20 protein-coding genes are annotated in these 20,921 nt (G+C 37.1%); 12 read left to right on the top strand and 8 right to left on the bottom strand.

Going from position 1 to position 20,921, the window contains the following annotated elements; genetic code table 11:
- The first annotated feature begins 14 nt into the window (after window positions 1–14).
- From B6A32_RS15895 to B6A32_RS15875, 6 genes are all read left to right on the top strand, one after another.
- The gene (locus tag B6A32_RS15895; RefSeq protein WP_085305853.1) at window positions 15–509 is read left to right on the top strand and encodes a helix-turn-helix domain-containing protein; all 495 of its coding nucleotides are present in this window, start codon (window positions 15–17) and stop codon (window positions 507–509) included.
- Window positions 510–1,131: 622 nt separating this feature from the next.
- Window positions 1,132–1,266 carry a hypothetical protein gene (locus B6A32_RS19585; RefSeq protein ID WP_269844052.1) on the top strand — a complete coding sequence of 45 codons (135 nt, stop codon included), beginning with the start codon at window positions 1,132–1,134 and terminating at the stop codon, window positions 1,264–1,266.
- A gap of 56 nt (window positions 1,267–1,322) precedes the next feature.
- Window positions 1,323–2,555, top strand: coding sequence for a zinc metalloprotease (locus B6A32_RS15890; protein WP_085305851.1), 1,233 nt, complete (start codon window positions 1,323–1,325; stop codon window positions 2,553–2,555).
- Window positions 2,552–3,400 carry a hypothetical protein gene (locus B6A32_RS15885; RefSeq protein WP_085305849.1) on the top strand — a complete coding sequence of 283 codons (849 nt, stop codon included), beginning with the start codon at window positions 2,552–2,554 and terminating at the stop codon, window positions 3,398–3,400. The genes B6A32_RS15890 and B6A32_RS15885 overlap by 4 nt, the downstream gene beginning before the upstream one ends.
- A 2-nt stretch (window positions 3,401–3,402) precedes the next feature.
- On the top strand, window positions 3,403–4,374 hold the full coding sequence (locus B6A32_RS15880) for a lysophospholipid acyltransferase family protein (protein ID WP_085305847.1): 972 nt from the start codon (window positions 3,403–3,405) through the stop codon (window positions 4,372–4,374).
- Between the two features lie 93 nt (window positions 4,375–4,467).
- A complete protein-coding gene (locus tag B6A32_RS15875; RefSeq protein WP_085305845.1) occupies window positions 4,468–4,809 on the top strand; it encodes a PDZ domain-containing protein in 342 nt (113 codons plus the stop codon).
- Window positions 4,810–4,986: 177 nt separating this feature from the next.
- Here the strand turns inward: B6A32_RS15875 and B6A32_RS15870 are convergent, their stop codons facing one another.
- The gene (locus tag B6A32_RS15870) at window positions 4,987–5,589 is read right to left on the bottom strand and encodes a TetR/AcrR family transcriptional regulator (RefSeq protein WP_085305843.1); all 603 of its coding nucleotides are present in this window, start codon (window positions 5,587–5,589) and stop codon (window positions 4,987–4,989) included.
- Window positions 5,590–5,774: 185 nt separating this feature from the next.
- Between B6A32_RS15870 and B6A32_RS15865 the strand changes: the two genes are divergently transcribed.
- From B6A32_RS15865 to B6A32_RS15855, 4 genes are all read left to right on the top strand, one after another.
- Window positions 5,775–6,515 carry an SDR family oxidoreductase gene (locus B6A32_RS15865; RefSeq protein ID WP_085305841.1) on the top strand — a complete coding sequence of 247 codons (741 nt, stop codon included), beginning with the start codon at window positions 5,775–5,777 and terminating at the stop codon, window positions 6,513–6,515.
- Between the two features lie 55 nt (window positions 6,516–6,570).
- Window positions 6,571–6,951 (top strand): alpha/beta fold hydrolase, encoded by a 381-nt coding sequence (locus B6A32_RS19485; protein WP_233131446.1) that lies wholly within the window; start codon window positions 6,571–6,573, stop codon window positions 6,949–6,951.
- Window positions 6,860–7,462, top strand: coding sequence for a haloalkane dehalogenase (locus tag B6A32_RS15860; protein WP_233131445.1), 603 nt, complete (start codon window positions 6,860–6,862; stop codon window positions 7,460–7,462). Before B6A32_RS19485 ends, B6A32_RS15860 begins: the two co-directional genes overlap by 92 nt.
- A 442-nt stretch (window positions 7,463–7,904) precedes the next feature.
- Window positions 7,905–10,046: a hypothetical protein gene (locus B6A32_RS15855; protein WP_085305839.1), complete on the top strand. Its 2,142-nt coding sequence runs from the start codon at window positions 7,905–7,907 to the stop codon at window positions 10,044–10,046.
- 175 nt (window positions 10,047–10,221) lie between these two features.
- Here the strand turns inward: B6A32_RS15855 and B6A32_RS15850 are convergent, their stop codons facing one another.
- Complete coding sequence (locus tag B6A32_RS15850) at window positions 10,222–11,400, bottom strand: MFS transporter (protein ID WP_085305838.1); 1,179 nt, start codon at window positions 11,398–11,400, stop codon at window positions 10,222–10,224.
- 149 nt (window positions 11,401–11,549) lie between these two features.
- Between B6A32_RS15850 and B6A32_RS15845 the strand changes: the two genes are divergently transcribed.
- Window positions 11,550–12,437, top strand: coding sequence for a LysR family transcriptional regulator (locus B6A32_RS15845; RefSeq protein WP_198946937.1), 888 nt, complete (start codon window positions 11,550–11,552; stop codon window positions 12,435–12,437).
- Window positions 12,438–12,693: 256 nt separating this feature from the next.
- Here B6A32_RS15845 and B6A32_RS15840 read toward each other — a convergent pair whose 3' ends face one another.
- The 5 genes from B6A32_RS15840 to B6A32_RS15820 form a co-directional block, all read right to left on the bottom strand.
- Complete coding sequence (locus tag B6A32_RS15840; protein WP_085305836.1) at window positions 12,694–13,110, bottom strand: helix-turn-helix domain-containing protein; 417 nt, start codon at window positions 13,108–13,110, stop codon at window positions 12,694–12,696.
- Window positions 13,111–13,121: 11 nt separating this feature from the next.
- The gene (locus B6A32_RS15835; protein ID WP_085305834.1) at window positions 13,122–13,421 is read right to left on the bottom strand and encodes a type II toxin-antitoxin system HigB family toxin; all 300 of its coding nucleotides are present in this window, start codon (window positions 13,419–13,421) and stop codon (window positions 13,122–13,124) included.
- Between the two features lie 190 nt (window positions 13,422–13,611).
- The gene (groL, locus tag B6A32_RS15830) at window positions 13,612–15,270 is read right to left on the bottom strand and encodes a chaperonin GroEL (RefSeq protein ID WP_085305832.1); all 1,659 of its coding nucleotides are present in this window, start codon (window positions 15,268–15,270) and stop codon (window positions 13,612–13,614) included.
- Between the two features lie 71 nt (window positions 15,271–15,341).
- A complete protein-coding gene (locus B6A32_RS15825) occupies window positions 15,342–15,632 on the bottom strand; it encodes a co-chaperone GroES (protein ID WP_085305830.1) in 291 nt (96 codons plus the stop codon).
- Between the two features lie 108 nt (window positions 15,633–15,740).
- Window positions 15,741–16,250 carry an FxsA family protein gene (locus tag B6A32_RS15820; protein ID WP_085305828.1) on the bottom strand — a complete coding sequence of 170 codons (510 nt, stop codon included), beginning with the start codon at window positions 16,248–16,250 and terminating at the stop codon, window positions 15,741–15,743.
- 252 nt (window positions 16,251–16,502) lie between these two features.
- Here B6A32_RS15820 and B6A32_RS15815 point away from each other — a divergent pair, with 252 nt between their 5' ends.
- Window positions 16,503–18,365, top strand: a complete 1,863-nt coding sequence (locus B6A32_RS15815; protein WP_085305826.1) for a protein-disulfide reductase DsbD — start codon at window positions 16,503–16,505, stop codon at window positions 18,363–18,365.
- Window positions 18,366–18,484: 119 nt separating this feature from the next.
- Here B6A32_RS15815 and B6A32_RS15810 read toward each other — a convergent pair whose 3' ends face one another.
- Window positions 18,485–20,917: a bifunctional diguanylate cyclase/phosphodiesterase gene (locus tag B6A32_RS15810; protein WP_158088501.1), complete on the bottom strand. Its 2,433-nt coding sequence runs from the start codon at window positions 20,915–20,917 to the stop codon at window positions 18,485–18,487.
- Window positions 20,918–20,921: the final 4 nt, after the last annotated feature.

The raw sequence follows: 20,921 nt of genomic DNA, 5'->3' as shown, positions 1-20,921 counted from the left end.
ATAAGGAAAATGACATGGAAAGTATAATGCTAACTATTACGTTATGTATTGTATCAGTTATGGTTTTTAGTTTTTTCAATCTAAAACGCTTTGAGAATACAGTAACGGAGACCTTTTTTAAAAGATCGAATAATAAATTAACCCAAGAGCGCGAACAGGATTTAATACTGACTAAAGCTGCAATGGTCTTGATTTCAGAGCATTACTGTGACCCTCAATTTAACACCGAAAAACTTGCACTTATGCTGAATTCAAGCCCACGTAGTTTACAACGAAAATTTAAAGCAACATATCAATCATCGCCAAGTAAAGAAATAAAAAAATCACGCCTAAAACACTCAGTTACAGGACTGAATGCTAACCTCCAAATTAAAAGAGTTGGATTTGAGAGCGGCTTTTCATCGGCATCATATTTTTGTAAGTGCTTTAAAGAGCACTACGGGTGTACCCCTTCTGAGTACTTAGTTAAAAACAATAAAAATCCCCCCAAATCGACAACATTAATATAAACGCTATTGTGCCATTAAGGCTAAGTATAAAAATGCATTAAGTTTGATAGAAGTTTTCAACAACGTATTTATTTAACCGCACTCATCGTTAGGTATAGCTTGTTATTACGATAAATAAAGCGACCAAAGAAAACAAAGAATATGCTCAAGTAATACCACTTACCAAGGTGTTTTTTCTGCTTAAAAAAATCGGCTCTTATATATTAATAAGATTACCTCTAAAACTCACTGTTTATAAAATTCTGTCAAGAACCTCATTATAAATATGCACAGCAATCACTTAATTACCTAGATATTAATTGAATAGAATATAAGTTTTTGAAAAAGAATTTCATTTCCTAAGTCTAAAAGTAAGGTCATTTCATCAGCTCAAATTAAATATGTAAAAAATATGATTGTAATTTTTTACATTCGAAAAATCCTTAGCGCTATTAAATAATATAGCTGCCTAACAAAGCTAATATTTTTCTGACTGTTACTTGTAATTTATCGCCAGACTCATTTTTTAAAGGGCTTGGCGTGTTTTTACTATTTTTTTTATTCTGTCGTGATGCAATCATAATTTGGTCGAGGCAATGACGTTTCGATGAACTTAAAATTATTATAAATTAAGGAAAGTCACATGAATAATGATAAAAATGAGCTAAACACTGAATATACTGTAGAAGCTTTAGAAGCACGTTTTGAAATGGAAGCAGTCGTTGATGATGGCGGCGCTGAAACAGATGGAAGCTGCGAATGTAAAGTTACTTGGTAATTTAAAGCGAGAGGGGTCGCCCCCTCTCAATTTTGTCACTTACTGATTAACTTAATATGCCTATTCAACTTCATCAAAACATTGAAATTAGCGAATTTATTTTGACGACAGCTTCATCGCCAGAAGAGAAAAACAATAAATTTCTAATCCAATGTGAACATCTTAACTTTGTGGTATCAGCACCTGTAAAATCATTAATTGAGAGTTTACTTACTTATCAAAATTCGAGTCAATCATTGGTTGAAAGTTATTTTATAAAAACTCGCTACAAGGCTACTGAAGAAGACATTATCGCGCTGGCTCGCCAACATATTCCCGAAGAGCTGTTTGCAGATATGGAGCTTCCTCCGCAACGAAACCCTTTTATATTTAGTATGACTCTGTTACCTGAGTATATATTAAAGTACTTATCTGTTTTATTGACCCCATTATTTAATAAGTGGCTAAGTGCAGCCCTCGCCCTTGTTTTTATCTGTGTTCACTTTTCGCTTTTCGCTAATATTAGCCATGCAGCAACACTCGGCATATCGATGTCTACCATCCCCATGTTTCTACTGGCAATGCTAATGAGTTACTTTATTCACGAACTTGGCCATATAACTGCTTGTAAACGCTTCAATTGTCCGCACGGCAGCATAGGTTTTGGTATATACATAGTGTTCCCTGTATTTTATGCTGATGTTTCTAAAGCATGGCGATTATCACAAAAACAGCGTGCTGTTGTTGATTTAGGTGGGATATATTTTCAATTAATACTGCTGATTGTTGTTGATTGCTACGCCTTTTTCTATGAAAGCCAGTTTGCTTATGTCTTATCTTGGACAATCACCCTAACAATGCTACATACCCTCAATCCCTTTTTTAAATTTGATGGTTATTGGTTGCTCAGTGACCTCAGTGGTATTACTAACCTTCATGACAAAATGCGCACAGCGCTAAATCGCATAAAACATAAAGTTTTCAAAGGTACGCCACTGAACTTTAAAAATGACAAAACGCTATACTTGTTAGTACCTTATAGCTTAATGGCAATGTTATTTTTTACCTATATTGCAACCTTTCTAGGTAGTAAGCTTTGGCAAACGGGGCAAGAAATTGCTGCTGTGATCTTTTCTCTGCCCAATAGTAGTTTACTTAGCAATATTGACCTAATGCTAGAGCAAGGTACCTTACTTTCATTGCTAAAAGCCTTAATGTGGGCAGCGCTATTCACATTACTACTTTCTTTTTATTTAAAGCGTATTAAAAACTTATTGGTCAATAACAATGTAAAGGCGAGCAATAAATGAAATTTTTCTTATCTAAATTTTTAAATATGAATGAAGATTTTTTATTATTGACGGAACAAAATAAACAGCTAGGAGTTTTTTGTGCCTCAAATGCCACAACAGTTAACGAAAAAAATAGCCCTCATCATTTAGCGGCAATGGAGAAAGTTGATAATAATATTTCAATGTATACCAGCAAAAAAACTTCTCAGTCGAATTATAAAAAACCTATACCTTTTGAACAAGCCAGTGTTATCAACGCTGCGTATGGTAGTGCCTTAATTGAGCTAATCGCAAAAATGTACTGTAACCCTTCACTTCATTTTTACTTGATTATGGATCAGGTTGAAGTATTACCTTATTTAAAAAGGCTGCTCTCGTTATCGCGTATTACTTTAATAAACCATCAAAAAGCATTAAACCCCTTGCCTGTACTACCTTCTGAAACACAAATATTTATCAGTGTTCCTGAGTTTCATCCGAAAAGCTTAACCAGTGAGTATAGAACGTATATTCATGGACATGCCTGCATGTTCTCGACATATTCTTGGTTACTTAGTGCTAAAAAAAATCTTCCATCATACTTCCTTAATGTGGAACAAAATTTAGTCTTAGTAAAACACCCAAGTGATATGTACAAAGACTTGTCACTCAGTTATCAATCGCCAAATGGCAGCATATATAGCTGGAGTAGGCTAAAAAATCATAAAGTAGAGCGATTAGAAAAAGTGTTTATTTCTCAAGTTAATCAATTAGAAGCGCTACTCAGGCATTTAAGGCCTAGGTTAGAATCTACTGATTTACAACCTACATTTGCAGCAATTAAGCACCAGAAAACAGTCGTACTACAAAGGAACAGATCATAATTATGTTACCGATTACACAGCGTCTCTCACAACAGCTGAATGCTTTTACAAGGCTTGTTACTGATCAAGAAACTCGACAACAATTACAGCAATCTTTGCAACGCATTAATCCTAAGTTTAATCACTTAAAAATATATCAACACTTTCAATCAATGGCCCGAGTAGATGAACTAAATAACTTTTGTTTATCTAGTACTCGTGAAAATTTAAAGCACTTCATTAGCGCTAAAGTTTGGGTAGACAAACCTAAATATTGGCATCAGGCGCATACCTTTGATGGGCCCGTTATTTTTGTTACACCACATTATGGACCTTTTGCAATTGGCTGCTTAAAGGCTGTGCTTGATATGGGTGAAAATAAAACTGTCAATGCCTTTTATGATCCTCCAGAAAAGAATCCAACCACAGCGGTTTATAAAGAGGTTTTAAGTAGTTTAGGTGACAAGTTCAATCCAATATTCAATGACAATCGGGGCTTAGTCAGGGCTTTAAAGTGTCTTAAAAACAAACAGATATTAACAATGATGCCTGATGTATTTGACTTGTCTGGGCAGTCTATTTCAATTCCTTTTTTCGGTCACTTTACTACAGCAATGGCAGGTACAGCATTTTTAGCACTTAAAACTAATGCTCTGATCATGCAAGCGTATTGTGTACCTGATAACAATGGCGGTGTTAAATGCATTCTTCATAAACCATTTCAGTTTAAAAGCACAGATGATTTTGAACAAGACACCTACGACCTAACAAGTCATTTGTTTAAATCAATCGAACAGCAGTTAGCCCATGCACCACAACATTGGATTTACCTAAGACAATTAAATAACCGACTAGGCTTGCCGCTACCTGAGCAACCTAGTTTCTCTATGAGCAAACATAAAATACTTGCTCTAGCAAACAGCTTACAATTAGAGACCGCTTCAATTAAAAGTGCGTTGAATGTCGCGAATAGTCATGTTGATTTTAACAAATAACAAAATAATTTTTAGTTTATGAACTGCACTTGCACATTTTTAATTACACAGTATTCATTATCAAATATATAATTGATAATAGTTGGAGGTTTTATGTATAAGTATTTATCGGTATTGTTTTTAATGTTATTTATTAATCCGAGTTTCGCTGCCGAAAAACGTGATCTTGGTTTTAAGTTAGATGTAGTTGTTCAAGGCTTTTTCTCCCCTGAGGTGAAACAAGCCACCGTGAAGTCGGTAAGAAGTGGTACATTAGCCGAATCTGAAGGCGTGAAAGCGGGAGACCAATTACTTGCTATCAATGGTTGCGAGATACCAAGCTGTCCGGCAAGCACAGCAAAAGCACATATATCTCAACCTATAGGCACCATGGTAAATTTTCAATTTAAACAAGAAAATGGACAGCAATACTCAGTAGACATTCAGTTAATGTAACCTCCATAGTGTGCATTCGGTTCTTTGTTAAACTTTGCCATAAATAGATACTCGACAAACGCTATTTAGTTTTTAATTTTTAATTTTATGCTCAATAGCGTCTCTTTAATTATTAGTGCGCTCTCAACAAGTCATTATTAGGTAGCAGTGAAATTTTATCGCTACGCATTTATTGAGTTATTTAGCGTTTGTTTTCCATGAAGCAATTGTTGCTAACACCATATCAGCGTAACCCTCAGTGCCTTTTATGTTATTTGCATCACGGTTCATGACATTCATCGAGATTATTGCTCCATTTATAAATTCTGCTGCGTGAGTAGCGTTTACTGACTCTTTTACCGTGCCATTAATTTTAGCTTTATTGACCAGCTCAAAAACAGCCTCTTTTAGGCTGTCAAAATGGGGCTGAGTATATGCATTAAATTCAGGATATTGGTAAGTCGGGGTTTCAATCATGGTATTTACAAGTAGGCAACCATGGTTTAGTCGTGCATCATATTCTTCGCTTGCTGAGCGTTCAAAAAAACCTTCAAGCGCACTTATATCATCTGCTTCTCGAATAGGCTGAATCACAAGTTCAGTATACTCTTTTGTATAAGTCGCCAATGCTTCTTTAAATAACCCCTCTTTACCATCAAAGTCTGTTCGAATAGCAAACCGGCCAATACCCACTAACTCTTCAATCGCTCTAATACCTAAATTTTGATAACCATGCTCTCTAAAAGCATTGGTGGCTTTGATAACTGCTTCTTCTCGGTCATAGCTTTTCTGTCTGGCCATAGTCAACGTCACTTCTTGTTAACACTACATGTGATAATTTTATTTTAATAAACTAGGTTGACATAATAACACTACGACTGTATTGTTACAATCACTTCGTGTGTAGTGATTTGTTTTAAGCAAATAAATCACACTTAAAATATGAAAAAATTACGAGTGCAGAATAACTAACAGAGGTTTATATTATGAGCAAAAACATTGAAAATATAGTTGTGGTTATTACAGGTGCTAGCAGCGGGCTTGGTGAAGCAACGGCTCGTTACTTAGCACAAAAAGGAGCCTCTGTTGTATTAGGCGCTCGTCGTTTAAATAAACTTGAAAGCATTGCCGCAGATATCACGAAAGAAGGCGGCAAAGTGGCTATACTAGCAACTGATGTAAGTAAGGCTGCGGATGTACAAGCCTTAGTTCAAAAAGCCATTAGCAGCTTCGGTAAAATAGATGTGATAGTTAATAACGCTGGCATCATGCCATTAGCACCACTAGCAGCGACCAAGGTCGACGAGTGGGACCAAATGATAGACGTCAATATTAAAGGCGTTCTTTATGGTATTGCCGCCGCATTACCTGTATTTCAAAAACAAAACAATGGTCATTTTATTAACTTGTCATCTGTTGCTGGTCATAAAGTCTCACAAGGCAGTGCAGTATACGCAGGAACAAAGTTTGCGGTTAGAGCCATAAGCGAAGGCCTTAGAATGGAAGTAGGCGGCAACATACGAACCACTATTTTATCTCCTGGGTTAATCGATTCTGAATTGAAATTAGGTAGCTCAGACGAAGCGACGTCTCAATTTGTTCAAGATGTATATAAAGACGCTATTTCACCTATATCTATTGCCAAAGCTGTCGCTTACGCGATTGAACAACCAGATGATGTGGATATTAATGAAATTGTTTTACGCCCGACCGTACAAGAATTTTGAGCGTTCAATAAATTCGTAAAATCATTAACTTAAATACTAAGCCCCGGAGCTAACAATGTCACAAGCTACAGAACAATCCCAATACACAAAAAAGTACAAGAGTATTCACGGTAAGCAAATGGCTTATATTGACGAAGGCCAAGGTGACCCGATCGTCTTTCTACATGGTAACCCAACGTCATCTTATCTATGGCGCAATATCATGCCCTTTATGAAAGATAAAGGAAGGCTCATCGCCCCTGATTTAATTGGCATGGGCGATTCTGAAAAACTCGATAACAGCAATGCAGATAGCTATACGTTTACTGAACAACGCAAGTATTTGTTTCGTTTATTAGAAGAACTTGGGGGTAAACAAAAATGTAACCTTAGTCATTCACGACTGGGGATCAGGCCTTGGTTTTCATTGGGCGCATCAACACCCAGATGCTGTTAAAGGTATTGCCTTTATGGAAGCGATCGTAGCACCTATTCCCAGCTGGGATGGATTTGCTGAAGGCGCCAGAGAATTGTTTCAGGCATTCCGTTCACCCGCCGGTGAAAAACTAATACTTGAAGGCAATGTATTCGTAGAGCAAGTACTACCAAACTCGATATTAAGGGATTTAACTGATGCTGAGATGTCTGAATACAAACGCCCTTACTTGAATGCGGGTGAAGACCGACGTCCAACCCTAACGTGGCCGCGCCAAATCCCGATAGCTGGAGAGCCTGAAGATGTGGTGAAAATTATTGGTGAATACAGCCAATGGCTAACACAAACAGAAATTCCAAAACTTTTTGTTAACGCAGAGCCCGGCGTAATGATCGCTGGTGAGGTGGAAGATTATGTTCGCTCATGGCCAAATATCACCGAAGTAACCGTGCCAGGTCTGCACTATGTTCAAGAAGACAGTCCTGAGTTGATAGGTGAAGCACTTGTTGATTGGCACTCGAAACTGGCTTAGGTGCTTATCGTTACCGCTTTTTTATCTAATAGCGAATGAGTGAATGCCGCGAGCCTGTGGTTTATGGCCTGCAACCAGCTCCAGCAATCTTTAACAAAGACAGTTCAAAATATAAAGCCTGAATATCACTATTCAGGCTTTCGTTTAAATGGTTAAAGCTGATGTAATAGATTTAAAACCTATGACATCATGTTGCCTATGCAAATATTAACTCATTGTTTTTATTAGGTTAGTAATAAGGTTATTAGTAGTAACACCCCACTTTGCTCCCTAAAAGCCAGCATGTAATCTAACTTATTGAATTTAAATGAAACCATCTTTTCATGTGTTCAAAATATAATGATCTTGCCGTGTATTTACCACGATTAAAGGTTACGTCAAATTGAAATACATAAACAGCCTATGCTACTGTCAGGTTACTACATCTAAACAAGGATTTATTTTGAGTAGCCAATCGTTATTTATTAATGCGCGACGGACTTCTGCGCAATCTATTTTCATTCTTACTTTGTTGTTGCTCGTTGGTATTCAAGCACCAGCTTACTCACAAGTGCTACATTCACAAAAATTAGTGGGTAATTGGGCACTTCCTAAAAGTAATCTGGGTATGATAGAGTTAACTTTATGGCACGATACAAGGTGGTCTCAAGATTTTCGCAGTGTAGGTGTGTTGCAGGGCGTGATATCGTTTGCTAAGCAACCGCAATGCAATACTAATGTGGCATTTCCTTTACGCCAAAACGATTTGTGGGTGGCAAGACAAGTAGGTGAAAAGAAAGACATTGATAGTCGCAATAGAGCTTTTAAGTTAATGATTCCAAAAAGTGTTGGAAGGTATAGGAAAAATGATGAGGATCATGCGCAAGCTAAAAAATGCAAAAGGATATGGGAATTTCTCCATTTAAAATCTTTTGTTGCTCCCGTTAAAATGACCGGCAATATGTCTATCATTATGGGATTTAAACTTGTAGAGCTCACTAGAGTGAAACCCAGTGATGCGCAAAATCAGATGATTAAAGAATATTCAGGCGGTAAACCCACTGCTGTTGAACTTGCCATTATACAAAAACCTCAGAATGTGACGGCCGATACTTTAACGAAAGTGCCAGCAACTTGCGCAATGTATTTTGGTGAGTTAGCCGATATCAAAGTTCAAATTAAAAAGGTATTCCCTTTTGATCTCTTGCATATAGAGTCTTCGCCGCAGCAAGATATTCTCGTAGGGACCAAAAGAGGAAGAAGTGGACGAGGGCCAACGGAATATCGTCAGCCTTTGCCATCTAATGTCAATATTAAGAATTTACAATATGACATCTATAAGTATGGCAATATCTATGAGCATCCAGACAAAACAGATTGTGAAACTATTAAAAATGCTTTTATGTTAACTAGCTTGATTAGTGATAAAAAAGTCGATTTATCGCAACTTGTTGTCAATTTACCCTCTCAAATTGATAAAGAACAAAAACTTAAGGATTTAACTCGCTTTTACTTAGTCGACTCAAGTGGCGTAGATCAAATTCCTTTCAACGGCACTGACTTTAAGCAATCAGTTGCCATTAGAGTGTATGGTAAAACTAACGCTTACAACCCTAGTGACAGAACACGATATACTATATGGGACAGCAAGCAACAAAAGTTGTTAATCAGAAATACCATGAAAAATACCGAAACCGGCAATATTACGCGTGATATTGAAGGTGGCGCGACAAATACTACTTTTAAGTTCAGTAAAAATACCAGCCAGCAACACTCTCACCCTGTATGGCAGTCTAGTCGGTACCAGGTAATTGATAAGTCGGGTAATACACAGCCTAATCAAGCCCTTTGTATTGAATGGGTCGCTGGTAAAAATGACGCCACTGAAAAGTGCTTACGTAAATCTCCCCTCGCTGCAAATAAAATGCGAATGATGTATTTAACACAAAGTGAAAAAGTCGCCATAGCGCTTTTTAACGAATTGGCGCCCCAGACAACCATAAATGCAAACCAATTAACTAAGCGCTGCGAAAACAAGGAACTATGTAATTTACCGGGTGGCGAGTATTTAGATGCAATGCTACGTACTGACACCGCCACGATAAGTAAATTAGATGCACAGTATTTAGGAAAACTTCAAACGTTCATGAATAACAACCCTCTTAAAGAGTTAGTTGAAGCTACAGGAGGAAAAATGAATATGAATATGAGTATGTCGAATGCCGCGATAAAAGAATATTTATTCAATTACCAGAATAACGATAGAGAGTGTATGGCTGGAACTTCAACTTATACTGCCCATGGAAGTTCTGACACGGTACTTGAAGTTGATAGTTTTGGAAATTCAAGAGTCATTGCAGAAGGTCGTAATTACACTGAGCACTTCAAAATTCCTAGCGATTTACTTGGTTTGTGTCAGGAAGTTTGTGAAGTCCGTGCTATGTCGCATGCCTCCTTTAATGAACATGAAGTGTTGCGCGGCGTGCGTAAAATGCAGGAAACCTTTAAATGTGATTCGGCACTCATTAAGCAATTTGAAAAAAGTATGGGGCAGCTCAGATCAATAAGGAACCAAGGACCAATACTACAAAGAAATACTGTATGATTTTGCGAATACTTACCCTGATTATAAACCTCAACATACAGCTTGATGATACATATTCAAACTGACTAAGAGGTGATTTTGTCATACAGCTTACCAATAAATTTGTAGATAGCTCACTGTTATGTCGAAAAATAAAATCTGTAAAGTGGGATACCCCACTTTACTCCTCTAAACGTTAACTAAAACTTAAACTTGTCCTTTTTCTATCAAGCATTCCACTATAGCGTGTTAAAATAAGGGCCACTAAAACAACAATAGCGCCGACCCAAGGTGTGTTCATTAAGCCATATTCAGCAACAATACTACCTCCTCCCCATGCGCCAATTGCAATACCAACATTAAAAGCAGCAATATTTAACCCTGATGCTACATCTATTGCATCTGGCGTGTGCGTTTCGGCTAACTTAACTACGTATACCTGTAAGCCGGGTACGTTTCCAAAAGCAAATGCCCCCCAAACCAAAATAGTAACCACAGCCGTAATTGGGTTGTAAGCGGTAAAGTTCAGCATAAATAATATGCCTGAAAGACCTGAAAAAATAATTGTTAAGGCTTTAATTGGACCATAATTATCAGCCATTTTACCGCCCCAGATATTGCCGACAGCAACTGACACACCATAAACTAAAAGTATCAAAGCAACAGAGCTTGAATCAAAACCACTCACTTCATTTAGAATCGAAGCTAAGTAAGTAAATGCGATGAAAGTTCCACCGTAACCAATGGCCGTAATTGCATAAACTAATAATAATCTAGGGTGAGTTAATACTTTTAACTGTGCTGTAATCTTAGTCGGCTTAGCTTGTTTTAAATTATTAGGCACTAATATCGCACTACCAATCATGGCTAATAAACCTAAAATAGCTACGGTTAAAAAAGTCGCTTCCCAACCAAACACTTGACCAATATAAGTCCCTAAAGGAACTCCTGTGACTAAAGCTACCGTTAACCCTGTAAACATAATGGCAATAGCACTTGCGCCTTTTTCTTTAGGTACTAAGCCTGTCGCAATGGTCGAACCTATTGAAAAGAAAACACCATGTGCTAACCCTGTTAGCATTCGGGCTATTATCAGCGCTTCAAAACTTGGTGCTTGCCAAGCCACTAAGTTGCCAATAACAAACAAGCCCATAACCGATAGCAACACATGTTTTCTGTTCCATCTACTGGTTAGCGCTGTTAACACAGGTGCGCCAATAGCTACACCTAAAGCATAAAGACTTACCAATAAACCCGCTGACGGTATTGATACATTAAGGTCTTGTGCCATTGTTGGCAATAATCCAACAATTACGAATTCTGTTGTTCCTATGGCAAAGGCGCTAAGCGCTAATGCTATCAATGCAAGTGCCATGATGATCTCCAAATAAGTTTATTTAATAGATATAGTGTAAGGCGTTAAATTAAAGCGCTTACTTTATTTGTTGATGCCATTATTAACTGATAAACTTTTGTGATAAATAGTACCATTTGCAAATTACTTTTGTAATAAATGAGGTTAATTTGAGTTTAAAAACAAGATCAGATGACTTAGAACTTTTATTAGCGGTTATTGAGTTTGGCGGATTTTCTGCTGCTGCCGATGCACTTAATATACAGGTTGCACGCATATCACGCTCTGTGGCTAAAATTGAAAAGGCGCTTAACACCACTATTCTAATTAGAACCACTAGGCGGGTAATGCTAACAGATGATGGTAGAAGGTTTATCGATTCGATAAGCATTGGTTTGCAACATATCAAAGATGCCGAATTAGATATTATTGCTACCGGTAAAATGCCCCAAGGAAAATTGCGTGTAGACGCCGCTAGCCCATTTATTTTTCATCAATTAGCTCCCCATATAAATGCATTTACTAAGGCTTATCCTGAAATAGAGATTGAGCTTAATTCGAACGAGGGTATTGTTGATTTAATTGAAAAACGCACTGATCTTGCAATAAGAATAGGAAAATTAGAAGATTCTACATTACACGCTAGCGCCTTAGGTAAAAGCCCTCTTTTTATTGTCGCATCACCTGAATATATCGCACAAAATGGTTTGCCAAAAACACCTAACGAGCTTAAAAATCATAGATTAATTGGTTTCTCAAATATTAAATCACTTAACCAATGGCCTATTAAAGGTTTGCATACCGTAAACCCGACGATAACAGCTAGTAACGGAGAAACTATTCGCCAGCTCGCTTTAGCTGGAAGTGGTATCACATGTTTATCTAGTTTTATGGTTAAAACAGATATGGAATCAGGACGACTCATCTCATTGCTTGAGTCTTACAGGCTAATGGGTACTGATCGTGAATTAGTAAATGCCGTTTACTATAAATCTTCTTCAGTTGCTGAAAGAGTTACTGCATTTATTGATTTTATTAGGCCAAGATTAAGATTGTAATAGTAGGTGTGTTTGTCTGGCAGTTGTCATTATTAAATGGTTGTTGAAAGGCACAATTAACTAAAAAGCCTGAATATCACTATACAGGCTTTTGTTTTACAGGTTAGAGCTAAGCTAATAGATTTAAAATCTACTACATCATGCTGCCCATTAATAAACTATCTCATTGTTTAATATTGCACTTTTTACATGGGCCAATCACTAACATCCCACATTATACTCTTAAGATTTAGCTATAACCCTAACCTCTTGAATTTTAGATAAATAGATGTGGAGATATCGAAAATCTATTGGCCAGTGCTTTAATGTGCTCAAGTGATAGTTTTCTTTTTTTGTTTAGGATCATCGACACCATGCTCTTTCCACCAATTTCATTTTTAAAGTCAGTCGTATTAAGTTTGTGTTGATCCATTAAAACTCTTAAAACAGAAAGGCCGCAATCTAAGGATTCAATTTGGGCATTAAATTCAGAAAATTCCGCTGACTCTTCCTCCCATTTTTCAATAGAAATAGAAAGAATTTCAATCAAGGGCTTTTGTTCATCATAATCTTCAATCAACTCATCCATTAATTCTAAAGCCGATTCATAATCTTGTTCATTACAAATATGTGTAATAAAGCTTGCACTTGAAAACAATGTTTTTGCCTGCTCTTTTAACATAGCTACATTCATCAATAAGTCCTCTATGAGTACTTTTTACAAATTTTATCGTAATCGGCATGAGAACATATATGTTTCACATACATCCGATTATCTTGAAATTCGATAAAAGCAATTAACCTTAAATTATTACCACCAATATCAATAACCCACCATTTATCTTTGTACTTAAAGTTATCTAATGTTCCAAAAACTTTTCTTAATTCTTCCGGCGTGTGATAAATCCCATTTTTTAAGACTTTAAACATGTCTTCAATAGCACTTGCATCGTTCGGATATTTACGCATAGCGTCATTAAATGGTTTTCTTGATATTAAGTGCATTTTCAAACCACTTCTGTTCACAATATGTAAACTATAACACCCCAATAAAAAGTTTACAAATAGTGAACCTTAAGTGTATCTCTAATTTGGAAATGACTTCTTCTATTAAACAGAAAAGCCCGAACATTGCTGTTCGGGCTTTTTAGAACTATTAGGTTCGGGTTACAAAAATAGAGTTAAAAATCTATTTTTACATCATACCGCCCATTCCACCCATACCACCCATGCCGCCCATATCAGGCATACCACCAGCAGCGCCAGCGTCTTTCACTGGTGCGTCTGTGATCATGGCTTCTGTTGTTAGCATTAAGCCAGCAACTGAGGCTGCAAATTGTAGTGCGCTACGTGTTACTTTCGTTGGGTCAAGTATACCCATTTCTAGCATATCGCCGTAAGTGCTGTTGCCAGCGTTGTATCCGTAGTTACCTGTACCGCCGTTACGTACTTCGTTTAATACAACTGAAGCTTCGTCGCCTGAGTTAGTCGCGATTTGACGTAAAGGAGCCGACATAGCACGAATTGCAACGTTAATACCATGCGTTTGATCTTCGTTGATACCTTCTAAGTCTTTAATAGCGTCTGCTGCGCGAACAAGAGCAACACCACCACCAGCAACTACACCTTCTTCAACCGCTGCACGAGTTGCATGTAATGCATCTTCTACACGGGCTTTTTTCTCTTTCATTTCAACTTCAGTAGCTGCACCAATTTTGATAACAGCAACGCCACCAGCTAATTTAGCTAAACGTTCTTGAAGTTTCTCTTTGTCGTAATCAGAAGAAGAGTCTTCAATTTGACCACGAATTTGCGCAACGCGAGACTGAATTTCAGCTTCTTCACCAATACCGTCAATAATTGTTGTGTTGTCTTTTGAGATAACAACACGTTTTGCTTGACCTAAATCTTCTAATGTTGCTTTTTCAAGCTCCATGCCAATTTCTTCAGAAATTACAGTACCAGCCGTTAATGTAGCAATGTCTTGTAACATAGCTTTACGACGGTCACCAAAACCAGGTGCTTTAACTGCAGCAACTTTCACGATACCGCGCATGTTGTTTACTACTAATGTTGCAAGCGCTTCGCCTTCAACATCTTCAGCAATAATTAATAGTGGCTTACCTGCTTTAGCAACACCTTCAAGTGTTGTTAGCAATTCGCGAATGTTTGATACTTTTTTGTCTACTAATAAAATGAATGGGTTTTCTAATTCAACCGCACCACTTTCTTGGTTGTTAATGAAGTATGGTGATAAGTAACCACGGTCAAACTGCATACCTTCAACAACGTCTAGCTCATCAGTTAATGCTTGGCCTTCTTCAACAGTAATAACACCTTCAGTGCCTACTTTTTCCATTGCTGTAGCAATGATTTTACCAACAGTTTCGTCAGAGTTAGCAGAGATAGTACCTACTTGTTCAATGGCTTTGTTGTCAGCACATTCTTGCGATAAACCTTTAAGTGCTTCAACGGCAGCAATAACAGCTTTGTCGATACCACGTTTAAGATCCATTGGGTTCATACCTGCAGCAATCGATTTTAAACCTTCGTTTACAATAGCTTGCGCTAATACAGTCGCCGTAGTTGTACCGTCACCAGCTTCATCATTGGCTTTAGAAGCAACTTCTTTCACCATTTGTGCGCCCATGTTTTCGAATTTATCTTCCAATTCGATTTCTTTCGCAACAGATACACCATCTTTAGTGATTGTTGGGCCGCCAAATGATTTATCTAACACTACGTTACGGCCTTTTGGACCTAATGTAACTTTTACTGCATCTGCTAGTACGTTAACGCCTTTAAGCATTTTTGCGCGGGCGTCGTTACCAAATAATACGTCTTTTGCTGCCATTTTCATGGTTCCTTATATTCTGTTTTGTACCGAACTTAATCCGTACAATAAAATGAGTAGAAAATTATTAATTATTCAACGATGGCTAAAATGTCAGACTCTGACAAAATTAGTACTTCTTCACCGTCAATTTTTTCAGTTTTCATGCCGTAACCTTCACTGAAGATTATTTGGTCGCCAACTTTTACATCTAATGGGCGCACATCGCCGTTTTCTAGCATACGACCTTTGCCTACAGCAACTACTTCACCACGTGTTGATTTTTCAGCCGCACTACCTGTTAATACGATACCGCCGGCAGACTTTGACTCTATTTCTTTACGTTTGATGATCACACGATCGTGTAATGGACGAATACTCATTTCTATCTCCTGAGATGTTCAATTTAATAATTAAATTTAGGGTTTTAATTTTGTTGTTTCAGAGATGGGGATTAAATAAAACTTCACAAGCCCATCGGGTTATATTTTTTAATCTTTACGCTCAAATTCACCATCTAACGTTTGTGCTTTGTGGGGTGGCTGAATATGCGCTTGAAACGGACTATCTTTCTGGTCAGCAACGTCTTCATGTTCATAAACGTTACCTTGGTCATTAAAGTGAAAACTTTGCTGTTGGGCACTGTTAGTGTTTATATGTGATTTAACACTGCCTGCAATAGTTTGTCGCACCGCGGGAATTAATAAACTCAAACCAAGAAAATCAGTAACAAAACCCGGTGTAACTAATAACACGCCGGCAACTAATAATACTAAGCCAGTAACAATTTCATCAGATGGCATTTGCCCTTGAGCCATTTTTGTTTGAACCGAATTTAAGGTTGCTATGCCTTGTTGTCGAACATACTTCGCCCCTACCCATGCAGTTAAAATAACAATGGCAATAGTTGGCCAAACACCTAGCACAGCTCCAACCTGCATTAAAACAGTGATTTCAATAATAGGAATAATAATAAAAAATATAAATAACAGGCGAAACATGAGCGCTCCTAAAAATCTTTAATGAAACTAATATGGGGGTTATCGGGTCTTTTTCAAGCAAGTAAGCTTTTTAACTGTTTTCATTGGGTTTGTATCCTTTATACTCACACCTTACTCAATGAAAAATATTAGCGTAAACTAATAAAATTAAAGTTGTTCGGTTATGCAACTTTCTTGACGTTATCACTTTGAACATCCAGCAAGGTGGTTATCTTTATGTAAACTGGATCAACGAGTTTTAAAATAACGGTTATGAAAAAAGTAGTTACTGTTCTTTGGTTAATCCTTACAAGCTTTTCTTTTGCTATGTCGCCCATTGCAAATGCTCAGGAATCTATTTTTAGCTCTCCTGCCTCACTTTTCAGCAATGATGATGAATTTTTAAAAATTGATAAGGCGTTTATTTTTGATTTTCATCAACAAAAAAACAAGCTGCAAGTTAGCTTTAATATTGCTGAAGGTTATTACTTGTATCGTCATCAGTTCAAGTTTACCACCGAAAACGCCACCATTATTCCGGTTATATTGCCTGAAGGTGAGCATCATGAAGATGAGTTTTTTGGTGTGCAACAGATATTCACCGGCCAACTAGACTTTACTATTGATATTACTGAAGCTAAAAGCGATGCAAATATTACCATTCGTTATCAGGGCTGTGCTGATAAAGGCTTATGTTATCCACCAACAAAGAAAACGCTTGATTTAAGTGAGGTTGAATTAACAACTGCTTTTACAAACTCTACCACTAGCGCAGAAAATATTTTGTCGGCACTTAACAGCCCAAACGCCGAAACGGTTAATGCGTTAGCAGGTAATTCAGTTGATAGTTCAGCTGATAGCAGCGAGCAACATCAATTAGTCGACATGTTAAAAAGTGACAGTGTTTGGCTAACACTCGTGGCATTTTTTATTGGGGGGTTACTGTTATCTTTTACCCCTTGTGTTTTCCCTATGTATCCGATTTTAACCGGCATTATTGTCGGCCAAGGTAACAAGCTTTCAACAAAACGCGCTTTCGCTTTATCTTTTGCATATGTGCAAGGCATGGCAGTTACTTATACTTTACTCGGTATTGTTGTCGCCATTGCTGGTGCGCAATTTCAAGCGATGTTTCAGCACCCGATTGTACTTATCGTGTTAAGTGTATTGTTTATATTTTTGGCACTTTCTATGTTCGGACTATTTAATTTAGCATTGCCAAGTAGTTGGCAAAATAAGTTAAACCAATTAAGCAGCAATCAAAAAGGTGGATCTTATTTTGGTGTACTTGTTATGGGGGCTATTTCAGGCTTGGTTGCCTCACCTTGCACGACAGCGCCGCTAACAGGTGCTTTGTTATATATTTCTCAATCAGGCGATATATTACTGGGCGCATCAGCGCTTTATGCGTTGAGTTTAGGTATGGGATTACCTCTGCTTGTATTAGGAAGCTCGGGCGGCAAACTGTTACCTAAAGCAGGTAATTGGATGACTGTAATTAAAAACATCTTTGGCTTACTACTACTCGCCGTACCAATATTTTTACTTGAACGTTTTTTACCTGTAATTATTATCAACGTATTGTGGACGGTACTTATTTTAGCAACCGCAGGTTATTTTTATACGGTTAATCAAGATACGAAAAAAACCTTTGGCTTTGGTCTGCGCAGTATTTTAATCTTTTTAATCTTCTTTATTGGAGCAAACAAAGCCTATCAACTAGCTTATCCAACAACAAATATAGCTATGTCACAGCAAGCTCACCTTATTGAATTTGAGCATGTTAAAAACTTAGCTGAAATGAATCAAGCAATTGCAAAAGCCAATGCACAAGGGAAAACCGTAATGGTTGACCTGTATGCAGACTGGTGTGTGGCTTGTAAAGAGTTTGAAGAATATACTTTTTTTGAAAGTAATGTGCAAAAAGCACTTTCTAACTCAGTGTTATTACAAGTTGATTTAACCGATACGGGCTCAAAAGATAGTATAGAGTTGATGTCTACCTTTGATGTTTTTGGCTTACCATCAATTTTATTCTTTGACTTAAACGCTAACGAATTACCGCAACGTAGGGTGACAGGGTTTATGGCTGCCGAAGAGTTTGCTGCTCATGTAAATAAAACCTTTGCATTTTAATTAACAAACTTAAGCGTTAAGTCTTCACTTGTAAGGTAATACTTTATAAAACCCCCAAATAAAAGCGCCAATTGGCGCTTTTATTTTAAATAGCAGAATCTGGCAAACTAGCTTAACTACTAGCTTGTACTTACATTAACTCGCCAATTACCATCAATAATTTCTCGATTAATAAATTCGATTAAGTCTGCTTCAGGTATAGGTTTTGAAAAGTAATAACCTTGAATAAGATCACAGTCATTTTCTGTTAAGGTGCGTAACTGAGCTTGTGTTTCTACGCCTTCAGCAATAACGGTTAAACCTAAGTTTTTTACCATAGCAATTGTTGACATAATAATTTGAAAATCAGCATGGTTTTCTAACATGCCAACGATAAAGCTTCTATCTATTTTAATCACGTCAACAGGCATACGTTTTAAATAAGTTAATGATGAATAGCCCGTACCGAAATCGTCAATAGCAAAACTAAAACCGATGCTTCTAAGCGCATCCATGGTCACAATAGCTTTATCAATATCTTTCACCAAGGTATGTTCAGTCAGTTCAAGTTCAAAGTTTTCTGCATTTAATTTAAATTCTTCGAGTAAATCTTCTAGGAAGCGATGTAAATTTACATCAGCGAATTGGGCTGCAGACAAATTGATAGCAATAATGATATCGCCAAGCCCTGCCGCTCGCATTTCATCATAAAGTTCAAAACAGCGTCGAATAACCCAATAACCTAGATCGATCATATGCTCTGAGTTTTCTAACAATGGAATGAAATCGTCAGGTGATACCATTCCACGCTCAGGGTGTTTCCAGCGCAACAAGGCTTCAAAACCATGTACTTTGTTAGTTTTGGCTGCTAATTGAGGCTGCAAACTTAAACTAAATTGCCCTTTCGCTAGTGCTTGTTTAACTTCCCCTTCCATCATCACGCGATGAGCGACACGTTGGAACATATCTCCATGATAAATAAAGTAACGATCTCCACCATATTCTTTGGCTTCGTACATAGCAATATCGGCATGGCTTACAAGCTCACTCGCTTTTATATCGAGCCCTTCAGTCATGGCAATCCCAATACTACAAGTTACATAAAACATTGCCGAGTTTACTTTTATTGGTGCTTGAAAGCTTTTCAAAATTGCTTTAGCTAACTCTTCTGCCACTTCATTAGAGGTGTTTTCATTTAATAAAACAACAAACTCATCACCACCAAACCGACAAGACATACCAATATTTGATACACTGAGGTTTATTCTGTTGGCCGCTTCAACCAATAACTTATCGCCTTCGCCATGACCATGACTATCGTTCACTTTCTTAAAGTCATCTAAATCAAGAAATAAAATCCCGACATTAACATTATTACTGCTTTTGTTATTTAATTGTTTGCGTAATTGAAAATTCAGCATATTTCGATTAGGTAAGCCTGTTAACAGGTCATACATAGCAATATTCTCTAATTCCTTAGTTTTTTGTGTTACTTCAATATTTAACTGTTCTAATTCATAGCTTAAATCGGTTGTGGCATTAATTAATACATCAATTTCATCAGGAAAAACTTTTGATTGAGTTATTTGAACAGCCCGAAATTGGTCAAATTTTTTGCGTGCAAGTAATGGCAGTATATCTGACAGTATTAATAGTCTTTTAGTAAAAGGCCCAGCCACAAAATTTACTAATAGCGCTAGAATAATAAAAATGGTTAGCGTAGATAATATAAACTGCATGCGATAAGTCTGATATTTATCTGTAAAAGAGCTGACATTATCAACTTGTGCCATATAGAAATCTTGCGACGGTGAAGACGCTAATTCCAACATATTAATTAAATAGCTATTTTGTTGATACTCAACTTGCAAACCTGATTCTTTTACTGTCGCTAACAAGTCAGAGGGTTCATTTAATCTAAATAGTGCGTACATGAGATTTGTAGCCGACGAGGTTATAATATTGGCTTGCGCTAAAGTTACATCTTGTGACTTATTAAAAGCAACGATGGCAACTTGGTTTTCAAGCGCTTGATTAATCGCATACACAACATCTACCAAAGATATGGCCATAGTAACAATTGCCATATCTCCTTTAGCATTCAATATAGGAATCGACACTAACTGTTGGCATTGCTCTACACAACTTAAGTAATGAACTGGCGCATAAGTTTCTTGAACGTTCTTGACGCTATGCATAACTTGTTGAGTATATGGAGCAGATTGATAGATAGGTTGTAATTCAGCTGACATTAACCATATATTTTCAACGTTGTGGTTAATTTGTAGAGCATCAAACTGCTGCTCTAGCGCTTGAGCTGCACGGTCAAAGTTATTTTGATTTTTAAGCTGAATAAGATCAGTGAAAGATTCTAACCAACTTCGTATTTGCTCTCTAACAAGTTTACTTTGTGTTTCAAACTGAACATGACCTTGGCGTAATTTATTACTTTGATATTGAGAAAACTCTTGATCTAACCTAGCAACTGATAATACAGAAATAGATAAGCTCAGTAATAATAAAGCACTAACAACGAGTGCGAATAGCTTAACACTTACACTTACAAAGCTCATTTTC

This window comes from Colwellia polaris (assembly GCF_002104515.1).
Classification (GTDB): Bacteria; Pseudomonadota; Gammaproteobacteria; order Enterobacterales; family Alteromonadaceae; genus Cognaticolwellia; species Cognaticolwellia polaris.
Note: the sequence above shows the minus strand (reverse complement) of the source record. Positions and strands in the feature narration are given on the sequence as shown.